The sequence below is a fragment of the Vibrio sp. ABH4_348 genome (assembly GCF_056159765.1).
The window spans coordinates 1,022,584-1,038,755 of the sequence record NZ_JBSWVW010000001.1 but is presented as its reverse complement, the minus strand read 5'-3'; the positions used below and the strand labels follow the sequence as shown (position 1 = coordinate 1,038,755).

The 16,172-nt window shown below is 44.6% G+C and carries 12 protein-coding genes; 3 read left to right on the top strand and 9 right to left on the bottom strand.

The genetic code is table 11. The features are described from left to right. Nucleotides 1-66: 66 nt before the first annotated feature. Nucleotides 67-444, top strand: coding sequence for a GFA family protein (locus ACXAFJ_RS04615; RefSeq protein ID WP_475321740.1), 378 nt, complete (start codon nt 67-69; stop codon nt 442-444). A 73-nt stretch (nt 445-517) separates the two neighbouring features. Here ACXAFJ_RS04615 and ACXAFJ_RS04610 read toward each other — a convergent pair whose 3' ends face one another. After that, a complete protein-coding gene (locus ACXAFJ_RS04610) occupies nt 518-1,411 on the bottom strand; it encodes an aldo/keto reductase (protein WP_475321738.1) in 894 nt (297 codons plus the stop codon). Between the two features lie 139 nt (nt 1,412-1,550). Between ACXAFJ_RS04610 and ACXAFJ_RS04605 the strand changes: the two genes are divergently transcribed. Then, the gene (locus ACXAFJ_RS04605; RefSeq protein WP_475321737.1) at nt 1,551-2,456 is read left to right on the top strand and encodes a LysR family transcriptional regulator; all 906 of its coding nucleotides are present in this window, start codon (nt 1,551-1,553) and stop codon (nt 2,454-2,456) included. Between the two features lie 35 nt (nt 2,457-2,491). Here ACXAFJ_RS04605 and ACXAFJ_RS04600 read toward each other — a convergent pair whose 3' ends face one another. Then, the gene (locus ACXAFJ_RS04600; protein WP_475321735.1) at nt 2,492-3,379 is read right to left on the bottom strand and encodes an ABC transporter six-transmembrane domain-containing protein; all 888 of its coding nucleotides are present in this window, start codon (nt 3,377-3,379) and stop codon (nt 2,492-2,494) included. 186 nt (nt 3,380-3,565) lie between these two features. On the opposite strand from ACXAFJ_RS04600, the gene ACXAFJ_RS04595 reads away from it, so the two are divergent. Then, a complete protein-coding gene (locus tag ACXAFJ_RS04595; RefSeq protein WP_475321734.1) occupies nt 3,566-4,438 on the top strand; it encodes a helix-turn-helix transcriptional regulator in 873 nt (290 codons plus the stop codon). Nucleotides 4,439-4,480: 42 nt separating this feature from the next. Here ACXAFJ_RS04595 and ACXAFJ_RS04590 read toward each other — a convergent pair whose 3' ends face one another. The 7 genes from ACXAFJ_RS04590 to ACXAFJ_RS04560 form a co-directional block, all read right to left on the bottom strand. Continuing rightward, nucleotides 4,481-7,066 (bottom strand): family 20 glycosylhydrolase, encoded by a 2,586-nt coding sequence (locus ACXAFJ_RS04590; RefSeq protein WP_475321732.1) that lies wholly within the window; start codon nt 7,064-7,066, stop codon nt 4,481-4,483. A 304-nt stretch (nt 7,067-7,370) separates the two neighbouring features. Beyond that, nucleotides 7,371-8,129 carry a hypothetical protein gene (locus tag ACXAFJ_RS04585; RefSeq protein WP_475321731.1) on the bottom strand — a complete coding sequence of 253 codons (759 nt, stop codon included), beginning with the start codon at nt 8,127-8,129 and terminating at the stop codon, nt 7,371-7,373. A 102-nt stretch (nt 8,130-8,231) separates the two neighbouring features. Continuing rightward, a complete protein-coding gene (locus ACXAFJ_RS04580) occupies nt 8,232-8,903 on the bottom strand; it encodes a type VI secretion system ImpA family N-terminal domain-containing protein (protein ID WP_475321730.1) in 672 nt (223 codons plus the stop codon). A gap of 53 nt (nt 8,904-8,956) precedes the next feature. After that, nucleotides 8,957-12,496: a type VI secretion system membrane subunit TssM gene (gene tssM / locus ACXAFJ_RS04575; RefSeq protein ID WP_475321729.1), complete on the bottom strand. Its 3,540-nt coding sequence runs from the start codon at nt 12,494-12,496 to the stop codon at nt 8,957-8,959. Nucleotides 12,497-12,512: 16 nt separating this feature from the next. Next, nucleotides 12,513-13,901: a type VI secretion system protein TssA gene (gene tssA / locus ACXAFJ_RS04570; RefSeq protein WP_475321727.1), complete on the bottom strand. Its 1,389-nt coding sequence runs from the start codon at nt 13,899-13,901 to the stop codon at nt 12,513-12,515. Beyond that, a complete protein-coding gene (gene vasI, locus ACXAFJ_RS04565) occupies nt 13,901-14,560 on the bottom strand; it encodes a type VI secretion system-associated protein VasI (RefSeq protein ID WP_475321726.1) in 660 nt (219 codons plus the stop codon). Before vasI ends, tssA begins: the two co-directional genes overlap by 1 nt. 3 nt (nt 14,561-14,563) lie before the next feature. After that, nucleotides 14,564-16,171 carry a sigma-54 interaction domain-containing protein gene (locus tag ACXAFJ_RS04560; protein WP_475321725.1) on the bottom strand — a complete coding sequence of 536 codons (1,608 nt, stop codon included), beginning with the start codon at nt 16,169-16,171 and terminating at the stop codon, nt 14,564-14,566. Nucleotide 16,172 lies beyond the last annotated feature (1 nt).

Genomic DNA, 16,172 nt, shown 5'->3' with positions numbered 1-16,172 from the left:
ATCAATAGCACAACATTCAAACATTGGATTACAATACGGCTTAAACCAACACTAAACCGTATCGCTATGTCAAAACCTTTTACTGGCCAATGTTTATGTGGCAGCGTCAAATTTGAAGTCGTCGGCGAGCCGACAAGTGCACATACCTGTTCGTGCCGGCAGTGCCAACGACATTCGGGAGCCATGATCCAGTTTTGGCTTGAGTTTCGATCCGAACAGGTTCGGTGGTTAAACAAGAAACCCGCGACATGGCGCTCTTCGGACTATTCGAGCCGCAGTTTTTGTCCAAAATGCGGAAGCACATTAGGTGCTATTGACGATGAGCCGGTGATTGCGCTTACGCTAGGCAGTTTTGATTCACCAAGCCGTAAAGCGCTAAAACCGAAATCTCACTCCTACATCAGTCGCCGACCAAAGTGGCTAAAATTGCATGTTGAAGACTAAAAAGGGAAGCTAGTACTCCCCTTTCACGACTTAAATTTCGCTATCATTTTTGATCTAGGCAACGTCTAGCAATCTAAGCAACGCCGTGTCCCTTAGAGGCAGTCCAGATGCGATACCACTGTTCGCGACTGAGTTCGATTGTCTTCGACTCTACCGCGGCTTTAACTCGTTCAATTTTGCCACTACCAATAATTGCGGATGGCTTAGCTGGAAGTCGTCTTACCCACGCAAAGGCCACTTGGTCAATAGAGCTTGCCCCAACTTCCTTTTGAATTTCAGTTAAAGTAGCAACCACGCGATGCTGTTGCTCTGTTTGCGGGTTGAACAGTCCACCACCAGCCAAGCACGACCACGCCATGGCTCTGCGACCTAACTGGTGCAATTGGGCTAATGTGCCGTCTTCGGTTGCCTGAACATTCAGTGGATTAATTTCAATCTGATTGGTCACAAGAGGTTGTGACACAACACTTTGCAAAAGCGCAAACTCATGAGTCGAAAAGTTAGAGACACCAAAACTTTTCACTTTTCCTTGCTGTTCAAGTAGATCAAAGCATTCGGCTACCTCGTGCGGATCCATCAAAATATCTGGTCGGTGCAGAAGCAAGGTATCTATCGTTTCAACGCCAAGTCTTTCCAGTGAACGATCGACACTTTGCAGGATTTCTTGCTTGCCGCTATCGTAATACGCCACCGTTGAACCACCTATTGGTGGAATAATCCCTAACTTGGTGACAATATGCAGTTGTTCCCTCAACTGTGGAGACAAACTTAGCGCCTGTCCAAATAAAGCCTCACACGGATTATCAAGGCCACCGTAGATCGCAGCGTGATCAACAATATCTATGCCTAATTCTAAATGTTGATTAACGAACTCAACCACTTGCTGAGCCGTCATGCCCCATTCTCCCATTCGCCAATAACCTTGGATGAAGTCTGCGTGGGTAAGTTTGTGTTGTGCGATATCCATTAAGGAATTCCTTTGCAAATTAACGTTGTAGCTAATCTTACTCATTGAGATTGTTCCATTGAACCCATAAATACGAAATGTTTATTCGCTATATCGAACAATTGAGTTAATCTAGTTCAGCGTTAAAGGGTGGAAAGACATGCTTGAGAAATCACACAAAAAATTTGAACGTTATTATCTGTTTAGCCAAGTCGCAAAAGTGCTGAGCTTCAGCCAAGCCGCCGATCTACTTGGTATTTCTCGCGGTTACCTATCCGAGCAAATCAAGCTTCTTGAAAAAGAGATAGGTCAGTCGCTATTGATAAGAACGACTCGAACAGTGCGGCTAACTCAGTTAGGTGAAAAGATTTATCGACAAATGCAGGGTGTCAACGCTCAACTGCAAACTCTGGAAAGAGAGGTTGAACAATCTTCATCTCACGTTGAGGGCACACTCAAAATAACAAGCGGAGCCATTTTTGCTGAAAGATACTTGATGCCCGCTTGCCAAACCTTCACTGATTCACACACTAGGGTTAACTTTAACATTGATGTCGGCTACACGAATCATGATCTCAATGCGGAACCTTTTGACCTCGCCATTCGCGCAACCCGTACGCCACCCGAGAACATGGTGGCAGTTAAACTAATGAATTATCATCATCAATGCTGCGCGTCTCCGAACTATTTAGAACGATTTGGCACACCTACCTCGCCAGAGCAACTTACCAAACATAACTGTTTAAGTGACCCAAACTTAACTCTGTGGTCCTATCGAGATGGAAACAGTAAATTACAGCAAGTTCAAACAAGTGGCGATCTTTACGCCAATGACAATTTTTTACTCTATCGCGCTGCACTAGCGGGACAAGGTATCATCAAGCTTCCCAACTACTTAGTCGCACCAGCAATTGCAAACAAACAACTGGTCCCCTTTCTCGACGATTTTTTTACCCAAGAGCTTGAGTTGTATATGATTTACCCTCAACAGCGACAGCAATCACCATTGTTAAAGAAGTTTTCGCAGCACTTACAGCATTGGATTAAAAATGAAGCGCCTCGATAGACACTATTTGAACAACTTTTGAACTCAATGAAAGTCTAATTCGGCGAATCATTTTCTGTCGTTGGCTTGAGTTCTTGTTGATTGAATCGCCTCATCACATCTTCAACGTGAGAATAAGACTGCAATACGATGGGCAGAGCAACAAATCCTTCCACAAAATCCCACGCATAGCTGACAATAGCAAAAATTTGTCCGGCACTAATCTCTGGCAGTTTGGCCGTTAACACCAGACAGACCACAACAAATCCAAATTGAATAAAGAAAATTGCCCCGTAAACTCCCGCCTCCAGATCGGATTTTTCAACTTCAATTTTACGTTTCTGATTCAGGTACGCTTTGAAGGTTTTACTCCAGTTGTAACGGAGAACCTTTAGTTGCTGTTCATGAAAAGTGTTAAGGGCACGATACAGTTTGGTGAACGTAGAATGATTGGCCGCGTACATTGCCAATACTAAGGCAGCCGTAATTACCGCTGCTACACCCAAAGGCCAATAAAAGTAAGTTAATAACGTCAAAGCCGTGATTACTTGGGTAACAGCGCTTAGTAAGGGTGGCAGTTCCTGTTCAAGAAAAGAGGTCACGCTGTCGACCATTTGAACTCGCGCGACTCTTAAAGACAAAGGATGATGTCGATATGCCTGCTCAATTTCTATAGACAATTCCCGCTTTATAATTGTGTAGCCTCGTGTGTCGACAAATTGTCGAAACATCGCAATCCCAATAATCGCAACTAACATTCCACTTAAAATCAGAAAATCTGTCCAGGTCTGTAGTAGCAACCCATCAATCGCTAAACCAATAAACAACGGCACCAGTGCGATAAAAATATTTTCAAGAACGACTAGTGTCCACGTGACACTAATAATCATTGGAAATCGTTTTAATACACGTTGAATCGATATCGAATTGTTAACGCTAGACATAGGCTAATCCTAGAAGGGAAAGACCAAAAGCCTATGTAAATCCTAACTCCTAAGATTGTCTCAAATTGCGGTTAGTCAGACCTCATCTAAGATTTGTGGAAGTAAAAGCAGTTTTCATCACCAATCGTTTTGATTCCCACGCCTATATTTTATTCTTCTATTACTGAATTATTTGGTCGTCATCTCATGGAAACCCAATACTTAATTCCTGAAAAAGCACTAGTCGACAAGTTACCTGAACATTTGCAGAAACGTTTCATCAAAGCACTAACTTTGATGCTAAACAGCATCGAAGATGGCAATGCGCTAGATTGGAAATCAATATCAGAGCAATGTGCGATTTCTCACTATCATTTTCTGCGCCAATTTGAAGCTTTGTTTCATCAGACACCGGGAAAGTATTTGGCTCGAATAAGACTTCAATATGCGGCTGAAATCCTGATGGCTGACTCAAAAATGTCGGTCACGGATGTTGCATTCCAAGTTGGGTTCTCAACATCTCAAGCCTTTGCCAAAGCGCTTAAACGTGAGCTCAACTTAACCGCAAAAGAGTTAGTTAGCCTTTCTGAGAATGGTACATTAAAAGAAATTTCTTCGGTGGTTTCCAAGCTAGCACACCCCGTTGGTTCAAGCTCACTTGAAGCGATACTCGCGAAAGAACTGACATTTTCTATCGTTCACAAACCGCTACGGAAAATCTACGGCAAATCGGTTATCTCACCAAACTGGGATACCTATTTAGAGAAGCCACCGCGTTATGGCGTCGGGCTTACCACCGTTACTCAAGCGTCCGAACTTGAAAAATCGGTAGACAATATTCAGGCATACGTTGGCAGGGAGTCACGTATCGGAATACAAAAACCATTAATACTTAGAGAGGGTAACTATCTAGCATTAAAGGTATGGGTTGCGTCTGATGCCGCTTACCTTGCGGCACTGAATGCGTTAACCAAACATGCAGAACAAATTAATTCATTTAGTGGCGAGTCGTATTTGGTTGAAACTTTGGTCGATGTGACGCACGAATGCGCTTGTTTTGAATTTGAATGGGGTATATAAAAAAAGCCCCGCGTTCGCGGGGCAAAGGTTAGGAACTTAAGATTAGTTCACTTGAGCCGTACGACTCGAACGTTGACCTGAAACCGTTCTGATTAAAACACCTGCCGATACAGCTGGCGCTTGTGCAGCATTATATGCTTGCCAAGTCGCACCATTATCAACTGAGTATTCAACCGCTAGCCCAGGGAAAGGTGAATTCACTTTTAGAACACCCGCTTCAATAACACCGCCTGGTACTGGCAGGTTAAACGCGATGCCATCGGCTTCTAAGTTCGGCAAAATCTTTTGAGCTAGCAAGTTAGCAAAGCGGTTGTAATCGGCATTACGTGCCGCGTTGTCAACGACTTTGCCTGTCGCATCTTCTGCTTCCCAAGACGCTTCATGCCATGCTCTTTCTGCCAATGCTATCAACCTTGGGAAAGCCATACCTTCGAACTGTTCTTCAGTACGAATAGTCTCAGACCACACCGAACCTTGCAGGCCCAATACCTTCTCCGGACGGAGCAATGTCTTAACTGTGGCGGCATCTAGCACATCTTGTTTGGTTAGAGGTGCACCAGCACGAGTGAAGTCTGCGTTGGCAAACAAGTCTTTAGGCATAAATCCAAAAGATTTTCGCGTATCGGTAAAACGAGGGGCCCAGTAGTAACCGCGCTCACTTGGATCGGGCTCGTATGGATGGTCAAAGTAGAAGTGAGAAGCTTGGTTGTAAACAACATCAAATCCATTGTTCGCAAGGTTAAAGGCTCTATCTGCAACACCCCATTCCCAAATGTTTTGCCATGCGTTTCCGCTTACGCTGGTATTAGGGAGTGCCGCTCGGTCATACACTTTACCGTTGTGCATAAGACCATCTTCCCATCCCCCTAGATTCAGGTCGTACTGAGCGGCAATTCTGGCTACACGCTGCACAAAATACTGGCTAAGGTCATCAACTGAAGTTACGCCATCACTATTGTTAGCAAAGAATTCGGCACACTTAGGTGAATCTTTCCAAGCGCCGGCAATTTCATCACCACCAAAGTGGAAACGTTGCAATGGCTGAACTGTATTATGTACTTGTGTTAATTCTGAAATAACTTTATCTACAAAGTTATAAGTCGATTCCATACAGACGTTTACCGCATTGTCTGTAAACATTTGTACCGATAGATATTGAGTCGTGTCAGCAAAATCCGTCAACAAATATTCTTCTGCTTTAGCAGGTTCTGTTGCCGCATATTTGTGATATCGCGCTTCCATCGCTTTGATAGGAGCATGAGCGTGACCTGGAAGATCCAGCTCAGGAATCACTTCAATGTTTCGTTCATCTGCATACGCTAAGATTTCTTGGTACTCAGCGATGGTGTAATAGCCATTTGACTCTGGGGTGCCGTCAGGGCCCGCTCCTAAGAATGGCAACATACAGTTGGTTTCTGAAAGGTCATGACAACGTTTCGCACCAACCTCTGTCAATTCTGGTAAACCAGGAATTTCAATACGCCACGCTTCATCATCGCTCAATCGGAAGTGAAGCTTGTTCAGCTTGAACGTTGCCATTTGATCTATAAGTTGCAGCATTGAGTCTTTGCTACGGAAGTTTCGAACCGCATCAACAGACAAACCGCGGTAGCCAAATCGAGGTGCATCAACTACTTGTGCATCTTGAATTTGATTACCGTCTTGTAGTTGCAATAGTGACTGTGCTGCGTAGAACGCACCTGCAGGGTCTGCAGCTTTAATAGAAATGACATTGGTATTGGAATCAATGTTTAAGTTGTAAGCTTCGGTCCAAGCATCACTTCCGTTAAGCGTCACTTTACCCCAACCCACTTTGATGACTTTTTCGGTTTGTGGAGTCCAATCAACCGCATTTAGGTTCAACGCATTGGCCAAGAACATCGCTTGATCTTGGTACTCATTGTCATAAACGACAACCCATTCAGAGTCCAAGTTGACCGCGTTTGTACCCAATGTCAGTTCTGCTGGTGTCGGAACAATACCCTTTATGTCAGCAATCACACTGAGATCTTGGTTGCGCTGATAACGGTCATTGGCACTAAAAGGATCGTAAAAATCGGTGATTGCCGCACTGCCGTATCGTTTCCATTGCTTTTCTTGAGAGAAATCGGTGACGAAAGCGAGCTCTTCGTCTGGTTTAACTGGTACTGCACCATTAACACGGTTACTGGTGCTTTTAATTAATGCCGTAACAGTTTGCCCTTCGTGCTCTGATACAAAATACCAGTTTGGCATCACATCTGATTTAGCAGCTTGCCAATTGGCAGCATCAAATTCAAACGTCAAATTTTCACCTGCAGCAAGTTCTGCAAACTGCGCAGTTGGCTCAATTTTAAAAATGTCACCATTGATATGAGTAACTTTTAGAGCCTGTGTATCCAGTTGGTTAATCATTCGAATATGGCTAAAGTAGATTGCCCAACCTGAAGCAGGAAGCGCTACGCCAGAGTCGTTAGTGAGCGAGATACTTGCTCGGAAGGTACGCCAGTCATCTTGCTTGTTGTCCAACACGGTGTAGGTTAAGTCAATTCCATCACCGAGTTGAGAAAGTGTTGCTGGCTCTATAGCGTAGCTTGAAGCACTCCCCAGTGCTGAAGCCATTGCTAGTGTCAAAAGACCAATACGCATGTTAAACCCCCTATTAATTTATTGCGCGAAATTAAGCTAATAAAAAGGTTGAGGTTATAAAAATATCATTAGTATTTTGGTCAGAATTTTTACCGTATACTTGCCCCAAAGCACACACTTAAGCCGCTGAGAGTGTTATCGATTACATTTTTGTGCGATTTAGATTGGCTTGACGGCGTTGTGGTCAATTGAAATTTATAAGGGGCGAGTCATCGATATTTCAAACCGAGTTGTAACACTCTGTCTTTTCGTTAATTTTTCAACGTGAACTAACTACATTCTAAAAAAGTCTTGGGGTTCCCTCCTATTTGGGTTCGATCAATAACACTAAAGTCTGTGGCGAAGTAAAAGATTTAGAGACCATGAAACGATTAATAGATGCCTTATACGATTGATTATCCTCTAACGCTTGATAGCTATCGCGAATAACTTGTCCCAATTGTTTGTAATCCAGACTTGGAACTAAAGTACTAATCCACATTTGTTCCGCTAGTAATAGATTATCTAATGTCTGAGGCTCTTTCTTAGCGATGGATTGGTAATTTTTTACATCGACCTCGAGTGCAAAACGATAAATTTCATTTTCACCTGCTGTATTTTCCAGCGACGATATCTCAACGGAAAGGTAATTGTTTGGGTAAGCGTAGCGATAGATCCGAAAATTCCCCCCAACTTCATCGTACATATACGCCAGATCACCTACATCGGCGACACCAATTAAACTCAGGACATCTTCCTGATCAGGATCGCGGCTATCAATCCAATCTTGGATGCTCTGCGCGTCTTCAGCACTTAAGCTTGACAAATAGCTTTGCATCGATTGAGAGTTAGCGAGTTGAGAGTTGATAACCAAACTACGATTCTTACGCTGAACACGACGGTTGTAACTTTCAATGGTAGCCGACAGGGGCTGACCAAGTGTGGGCACATCGAGAGAGAACTGGTCATTGACAACTGTCACGATAGTTTCGTTGTCTGCCACAGAATCTAGTTGCGAAACTGTGGTACATCCGCCCAGAACAAATACTGTAATACACAGCCCAAACAACCAACTTGAATTCATCGCTTCCCTTACTCAATTATTTAAATTTGCAGATGCAAACTTGTAACTTGAGTATACCCAAGTAACTTCAAGATGCGAGGTTACTTGGGTATATAAACAGGTCTAAAGCCAATTGAAAAACAAAGTGGTACCGGCGCCAATTACTGAGGCAATAAACAACCAAGCGCCCTGAGTTACTTTTGAGTATTGAACAAATGGTTTAAGTGCCATTTGAACTTGTACTTCTTTTCGACCGTCGAGCCCAGACATGCTTTCTAACACTTGATATATCGCGTAGGCGAGTTGCTCGAAATCGACAGCATAATTAGGCTGTTCGCACTGAATAATATCGTCTAATTGCGCTATCAATTTTTCACAGGTAAACAAGTCAATGAGATCGTCTTCGTTAAACGTTGAAACATTAAGTTCATCCGTTAACAGCCTCGCGAGCCAATGCAACGAACGCTGCTGAAGCGCATTGTTTTTCAGTTTACTATTATCAGAATTAGTGAGACAGCAGCACAAAAATGGCAAGGATTCTACCAACCCAGCAAGACCGCGTGTTTTGAAACTTGCCGCAACCCAATAGCAGGCAAGCTTGACGTCCAAACCCGTTTGTATCGCCATTTGTTCCAGTAAGCGTCTTACCAAAGTCCAATCCGTGCTACCTGCTAACGGGTTAGTTTGATTGCGAATTTGCTCGAGAATTTGATCGTAGTGGTGATTCTCAACTAATAAGGATTGCTCATAACACACTGTCAGGCAGCGTTTACCGATATAGTATTTGATTGTCATATAAATAGTTCGGGCAGCAAATAGCTGCCCGTAAATACAAGATTAGTTATGAATTAATACAGAGTTCTTGAGAGCTTAAATGATTTAAACAAACGATCAGTAAACGGGTTAGCGTCTGCTTCTGAGTGCAATCGATACACCATATCGCCCCCGTCAACCTCAAACTTGTAATCCACAAAGGTGTTACTCGCAGACACAACCGCGCCTTTCTCAAGCAATCTAAATAGTGCCCAAGGGCCTTGATTATGGACAGAGCGCGGAGATACATTGCGTTTTGTCGGCACTAACGTCACCTTAGACACAGCACTGTCGCGAAGTGTGTTTGGCCAAATTAACTCAACACTTTCGCGGGGGCCATGAGCGTACTCAACAAATTGGCCATCGACGTTAAGGACGGCTCGTCTTTTGTTGCCACTCAAATACAAGGGTTCAACAGCAAAATTCACATCGAGAATTCCCTTCCTGTTGAAAAATGCAGAACGAATGCGCTGCGCTTGCTCAATTTGATCAAGAACATCAGCACGAATCAACGCCTCTTTTTCGCCAATCACACCAGCCGCATTTCTCTCTTCAATAAAGACTTTGAGTTGTGAACGATAAAAGTTATCCAGTGTTCCGTTAGGAGCAAAAAAGGCTTCAAAGTCATCAAGGGAAACATCGTTTTTCGCGGACTTCTTGAATGGATAACGAGTGGCAAACTTAGCATAGAATGGCTGATAAACATCTTCATACCATTTGACTTCTAAGTGCTCTATCGCCTCACGCTTCACAGCAATCCAGCTTTCGTCCGCTAACTTATTAACGATTCGATCCAGTGGCTTTGGCAATCCGGACGCGACTCGCTGAATCGTATAGATAGGGTCGGCATTCACCAGCTTCATTCTCGATTTCGTGGCATCCAACGCTGCCATACCGACATCAGGAGCTTCTCCAATAGAACGGAGGTACCCTTCGAGCGCTTCTATTGAGCCAAGTAATTCAGACACATCAGACGCCGCACCACCTTCATTATGCACCAGCTGCGTTAAGTCAGAGAACGGGCTAGATATTTTGGATGCTAGCTCATACTTAGGTGATTGAGTTACTTCTTCGTCAGCCTCAGAATTCAGCGCGCTCATGAATCGAGTGTGTTCATGTAAGGTCAGCAATAATTTCTGCATTGGTTGCAGATTACTGGTTAGCTTATCTAACAAGCTGACACCGTCTTGAATATTGGCAAAATACTTCACATCAATCTGCTCAATCGCGTCTTGCCAAACATTCACATAGTCTGATGCATAAAGATCTCGAATTTCTCGTTTTAGCTGCTGCTTATCCGCCTCGGTGAACTTGTTCTCTGCGACTTGTCCGAGAACCCAACTGTCGATCAAAGCAAGTTCAGTCACCGACTCTGTTTTTGGCGAAAAGTATTTGTGATAACCGTCTTTCGTCATCAAGCGAGGAATGAGAGTTTCAAAGTCAGTTTCACCCGTAAACTCAAACACGACATCAAAGACCGGACCGACCAGAGTTCTAAGCGTGGTATCCGCGCCCAACGTAGATTCGGCATCTGCTTTTATATTGCGATAGACGCGTTCCGCTGTAGGCAATTGGCCTAGTTCAGTTTGCGCCTGTCGGATGGTCCAGTCATAAGGTGCTAGAACTCGAGACGAAACTTCATGGCCTGCTTGTCGCTCACCTTCGAGACTAATATGAGCCAATGCGTACTCTAGGTGCTCCATTAGCTGACCTTGCTGACGTTTTTGCCCAGCAAAATTCTGTTGCCAAAGCTTCCCGTAGTAGTTCTTCACATACTCTGGATAGCCTCCGCTACTGTCCGTCATCATTCGGTAAACACGTAATTTAGCCAGCCTTTCTTCACTGAACTGAGCATTTTCCATATCGACAATCACATCGGCCATTAACATCGGCAGAAACTTGCTGCGAAGTAAACTCAAATAGGTCTCTTCAACCTTAGGACCAATATCATGACCTTGATACAACCCCATATCTGAGATGTGCTTGGGTGTTTCTCTAAACACCCCAAAGGCAAGGGTTGCATTGCGAATCTGATTTAAGGATTCCAAAATATCCGCTTGGGTCTCAGAGCGTAGTGAATTAGGAAAATCTTGCGTGTATAGATTAACTCGTTCCAACACTTCATCAGCGCGAGTCATGTTTAATTCATAATGCTTGTGCCAACCCAGCCCAAGTAACGCAGTTGCGACGCTGCAGGTAAGCATCGATAAAGCCAGAGCACGACGCTTGCGGCGACTGGCGCGGAAGTTATCCGACGCTAATCCGGCCTCGGGATAAATCACGTCTTGGAATAAACGTTTAGTGAAGTAGATTGTGGAATTTGATGCTTTTTGTGCTCGATTGATTGCGTGAGACAAGCCATATCGTCGAGACGCCGCGTCATCAAATGCGTTAGTTGGGACACCTTGTTGATAGACAGAAGTGAAATAGGTGCCTCGAACCAAAGCAGATGTTGAGAACTGATCACTTGACAATGCGTCATCAAAAAACTGATGCAATACTCGTTGCAACCCAGCAACTTGCCTACTGAAACTGTACACCGCATTGCGGTCTTCCAAACTCAGACCATCCAAGACTCGCTCTGGAATAGAATCATTAACTCGGTCGACAAATTCTGAGTACTGCTCTGCAAACTCATCTAACCATTTATCCAAGTTCTGACCGCTTGAATTTAGCGAAAACGTAAATCCAAATGCTTGCTCTTTTTCAGCCTTAGATAGCGATTTAAAATAAGGTTCAAAGCCGTACAACAAGTCTAATTTTGTCAGTGCAATGTAGACAGGCATCTGACTGGAAAGGGTTTCCATCAGCTCGCGCAATCGCGCTCGCAAGATATTGGCATACGCCTTGCGTTCAGCCGTTGTCGCAGTAGCAATATGTGATATGTCTACCGTTAGAATGACACCGTTTAGTGGACGACGGTTGCGAGTATTTTCAAGCCACTTAACAAAATTGACCCAAAGTCTGCGCTCCATCTCACCTTCTTCTTGGGTTTTCTGCCCTTGAGTCAACAGCTCGCCGTCAGGATCGATGAGTACACTGTTGTCACCCACCCACCAGTCAAAGGTGTACGGATTTTCACTGCGACGACCAGACGCTTTTAACACACTTGAGAAGATGAAATTTTGCCCCGAGCGGTTGATTAGGCTGGTTTTGCCCGAGTTTTCCAAGCCAAGCACCAAATACCAAGGCAGCGCGTACAAGTAGTTGCCACGGTTAATGCTGGTTTTCATTTCCAACATCATAGCATCGAGTTCTTTTTCTTGGTTTAGCTCCAAGACTCGAATTGGGTCTTGTTTCACTGCGAGAGCATGAGCTTGCTCTTTTTGTAAGTTTTTAAGCTTTTGCGATTGCCACATTCCCCATACCGCAAGACACAAGAGTGAAAACAATGCACTGGCAATAGCTCTGGCCATAAGTGGAGCAAGCGGAAAATCACCTGCGATGTTAAGCCAAGGACCTGCCCACCAAATTGCCACATTCACTAACACAAAGAGTGTGAGTAACAAGGCTGGAAATGCAGAAACCAAGCCGGGCTTGAATTTTCTTGCCAATCTAAATACGAAGTTCCACATGGTTTTGAATCCTTGTTCAATCTGACGTTGTTGCTGTTTGTAATTGTTTGATTAATGAAGGCTCCCATTCACTCACCTTCAAATCGGTTATTTGGTTTTTCAAAGTTGAAAATTGCTCTTTGGCAAGCGCATCCAGTTGACTCGCTTTTAGTAGTTCTGCTGAAAGCAGGCGCCAATAGAATTGGTCCCTGAGTTCTCGTGCTTGATTCAAGCTGTCATTCACACTGGTCATTGCTAGTGCTACCCCGCCCTCTTTTGCCAGTGACAGGGCCTCTTCTCGCCGGGTCAGCCAGTCATCGGAACCACTTTGGTGCTGGCTATTGTTCGTCCCGGAATTCAACCAATCGACAACTTGGCTAGTGGTAAACTCTGAGTCATCTTTAAACTTGAGACTTGTGATTGAGGGGAATCGAGCAACAAACCTTTGGGTCTCTTGCAAAATAGCGACTTCCCATTCGGCTTGTCCCATAGCTTTTGCCATGCGAGCACTTAAATAGTGTCCTTCAATCCAAAATGGTGAAAGGGTTAAGCTTTGCTCTAACTGCCGCCACAACTGCAAATTCCCTGAGTCCGCGCTGTCACGGTATTCTTGAATGCGATCCCCTTGAGGCGCTCTGAGCTGAGTCTTTCCTTTGCTGTCACTGTCAGGCAGTGAATCTAGCGCAAACCAGATAGCGTAGCGGCGCAACCTAAGCCCAAGAGCAATACCCATTTCAGAGTCGGATAAAAAATCCGCTACTTTTAATAGAGTTTGTTTAGCGTCTTTGTCTGAAGACGTATCTACGCTGGCTGCAGTTGCCGCTGGTTTAGGAGCTTCTTGCTGGTCTACTTTGGCACGTTCTTGCGCGGTATTTTTGGCGCTGCGTACCTTTTGTTCAACGTGTGCGATCAGATTGCTCGCGCCCTCAGTGAGTATTTCTTTAGATTCAAAAACCTGAGTCCAGTCTTGAACCGCATTGCGCAGTAGATCTAGATCTTCCTCACGGTAGTTATCAAGCTGATTTTTTTCAAAATAAAGTTCGAATCGCTTTAAGATCTGATTGAACAGTTTGCGACGTGGGAGCCTGCCTCGCTCACCCGGTGCGGGATAGCTTTCTACCCAATAGTTTTCGACAAACGTACTTAGCACTTTGCATGACAAAATAAACTTATCTACAGAACCTGCATGATGAAGACACTGCAGGAAATGAGCGAGCAAGCGAATGTCTTTGCTTCTTTCAGATAACAGAGACAAAGCCGCTTTTTCGGTCTCAACCCACTGAATCGAACCATGGGACAACGAACCGATTTTCATCATTTGTTCATCAACAAAATCAAACAAAGGATCATCAATAAGCTTTGCCCCAATGGCGCTATCACCCGGTATCGGTTGAGCAATAAGCGTTAAAACAGATTGACTATCCATTACACCTCCCACCCACAACGGTCACCGAGTTCAGACAAACCTGCTCGAATATCAGTCAAATCGAAAACATAGCCGTCCAGCTGGGATTGGTCCGCCCTTACGCTCAGCGTTGACTGCGTAGAAAGACGCTTCATCGCCCGAATAGCAGGAAGGCCTCTTGCTGAACTAAAAACGGATCCGCTGTCGTCAGCTCGCCAAACTTCGGTCACATCTTTAAATAGAGAGACGCGACTTCTTGCCGCCGCAATTGGAGAATCTAGTACCAATTCAATGCGACTGATGTCGTCAATACAACTCATCATAAGCAGTGGTGGCACCTCATTTTGCAACGTTCGCATTGGTCTTAGCACTAGCCAAGCTTCTGCTCCACGCCCTTCACCATCGACCACTAGCTGCATCGGCTCTTGGGTTGACTTCATGGTATTTTTGGCTCGATACCAAGCTTGCGGAAATGAAGCGATAACTGCTGTATTTTCAACAATATTCATGGGTGTTTGAAACAGAGCATCAAAGCACGCTAATCGATCCAAGCGAGAGACTATTGACGTGCACTCCGACACTTTCGCTTCGCTCACCTCCAATGATTCAGCCGCATAAGATTGAACAGATACCAACGTAAAACAGACTATTAAACCTAAAACCCACCTAATCCCAGCCATCGATTAAAGCTCCAATTTCTGGCACTTGTACGCTAAGGTCCGCTTGGGAATGCCTAAGCTTCTTGCGGCTTTTCCTCTGTCGCCGGAAAAATACGCCAGTCGATCTCGGATGATTTCTGCTTCGTATTCAGTAATGGCTTTTTTTAGGTCATCAATGATGGCGAGATTACCAAAACGATGTCGCTGACCTTCCGAGGTTCCCAAAGGTCTCTTCGGCTTAGGATCTTGCTGTAAGTGCGGATACACACTCGCTTCTTCAAATGACGGTTGTATTTGTTCAAATGAAGCGGCCGGTAATCGGTTATGCAGAACTCTTGGGCAAATGACTTCACCGTCTAAAGTTTGCGCACATCCAAATTCAATAAGGTGTTTGAGCTCTCGAACGTTTCCGGGGAAATGATACTGGTGCAAAAGGTCCAACGCTCTGTAGTCAATCCCTCTTACCTGCGTATTATGCGACTGGTTATAATCACTAATGAAGTGCTCACTGAGCTGCTCGATATCGACCAAACGCTCAGCGAGTTTGGGCAAACTCAACGGGTACTGGAACAGACGATAGTAAAGGTCTTGTCGGAACAAACGCTGGCGCACTTGTTCATTCAAGTTAACATGCGTTGCGGAGACCAATCGAAAATCTGATGACAGCTCTTGCTTACCACCCACTGGCCTAAACGTTTTAGTCTCTAAAACCCTCAATAGTTTGGCTTGCAAGGGCAAAGGCATATCGCCAATTTCATCTAAAAACAAAGTCCCGCCATTTGCCTGAAGCAGTAGCCCGTCGTGTGGCTTTTCCGCACCAGAAAATGCCCCCTTAGCGTAACCAAACAGTTCACTTTCTAGCAGGTTTTCAGGGATTGCGGCACAGTTGATCGCGACAAAAGGTTGCTCTCTTCGCGAAGACAAATCGTGAATGGCTTGAGCCACAAGCTCTTTACCCGTACCAGTCTCACCCTGCACCATAACAGAAAGAGACGAATCCGCTGCGCGAGCGATCTGGGTGCGCAGTTTGTTCATTACCACAGAATCACCAATCAAGGTTGATTCTAAAATCGACGCCAATTCTTTTTGTTTGGTGTCTTTCTGAAAATCAGAGTAAGACTCGGCAAGGTCTTTTCGTCCTCGCTCGCCTTTTTCCATATTAGAAAGAAGATCTAACTGATGGCTATACACCTGTAAAAACTGAACAAAGCTGTCGTCTCCCAATACTTTTGATAGCCGATCTTTGTCACCTATCATCATAGCAATGGCATGGACATGGGATTGTCCAACTGGGAGTGGTTGTATAGACACGCATTCAAACATGCCAACATTCGCGGTTAATTTGGCAAACTGGCGGTCGGACTGCCAAAACAGTAAGTCTTCGCTGCTTAACAACATACTGTTTGACGACTGGAGAATATGCCCAAATGGGCAATCCAAGTTATCCACTTGCCACGCCAGCCTTTGATCTGTGCGTTGTGCGACCAACATGCGCCCTTCGGCATTGGGTAACAGCAACTCGCATTTAGACAAGCCTAACGCGCGAGTTAAGTTTTGTATCAGCTTTTGGTTAAGCTCCGATTTACTCTTGGCGCTTACCAAATCTGTTGTGTATGCCAACCATTGAGACATG

What these genes read in the sequence shown, in the direction of transcription:
- ACXAFJ_RS04615 (WP_475321740.1), top strand. Translation starts at nt 67, where the DNA reads ATGTCAAAACCTTTTACTGGCCAATGTTTATGTGGCAGCGTCAAATTT.
- ACXAFJ_RS04610 (WP_475321738.1), bottom strand. Translation starts at nt 1,411, where the DNA reads ATGGATATCGCACAACACAAACTTACCCACGCAGACTTCATCCAAGGT.
- ACXAFJ_RS04605 (WP_475321737.1), top strand. Translation starts at nt 1,551, where the DNA reads ATGCTTGAGAAATCACACAAAAAATTTGAACGTTATTATCTGTTTAGC.
- ACXAFJ_RS04600 (WP_475321735.1), bottom strand. Translation starts at nt 3,379, where the DNA reads ATGTCTAGCGTTAACAATTCGATATCGATTCAACGTGTATTAAAACGA.
- ACXAFJ_RS04595 (WP_475321734.1), top strand. Translation starts at nt 3,566, where the DNA reads ATGGAAACCCAATACTTAATTCCTGAAAAAGCACTAGTCGACAAGTTA.
- ACXAFJ_RS04590 (WP_475321732.1), bottom strand. Translation starts at nt 7,066, where the DNA reads ATGCGTATTGGTCTTTTGACACTAGCAATGGCTTCAGCACTGGGGAGT.
- ACXAFJ_RS04585 (WP_475321731.1), bottom strand. Translation starts at nt 8,129, where the DNA reads ATGAATTCAAGTTGGTTGTTTGGGCTGTGTATTACAGTATTTGTTCTG.
- ACXAFJ_RS04580 (WP_475321730.1), bottom strand. Translation starts at nt 8,903, where the DNA reads ATGACAATCAAATACTATATCGGTAAACGCTGCCTGACAGTGTGTTAT.
- tssM (WP_475321729.1), bottom strand. Translation starts at nt 12,496, where the DNA reads ATGTGGAACTTCGTATTTAGATTGGCAAGAAAATTCAAGCCCGGCTTG.
- tssA (WP_475321727.1), bottom strand. Translation starts at nt 13,901, where the DNA reads ATGGATAGTCAATCTGTTTTAACGCTTATTGCTCAACCGATACCGGGT.
- vasI (WP_475321726.1), bottom strand. Translation starts at nt 14,560, where the DNA reads ATGGCTGGGATTAGGTGGGTTTTAGGTTTAATAGTCTGTTTTACGTTG.
- ACXAFJ_RS04560 (WP_475321725.1), bottom strand. Translation starts at nt 16,171, where the DNA reads ATGTCTCAATGGTTGGCATACACAACAGATTTGGTAAGCGCCAAGAGT.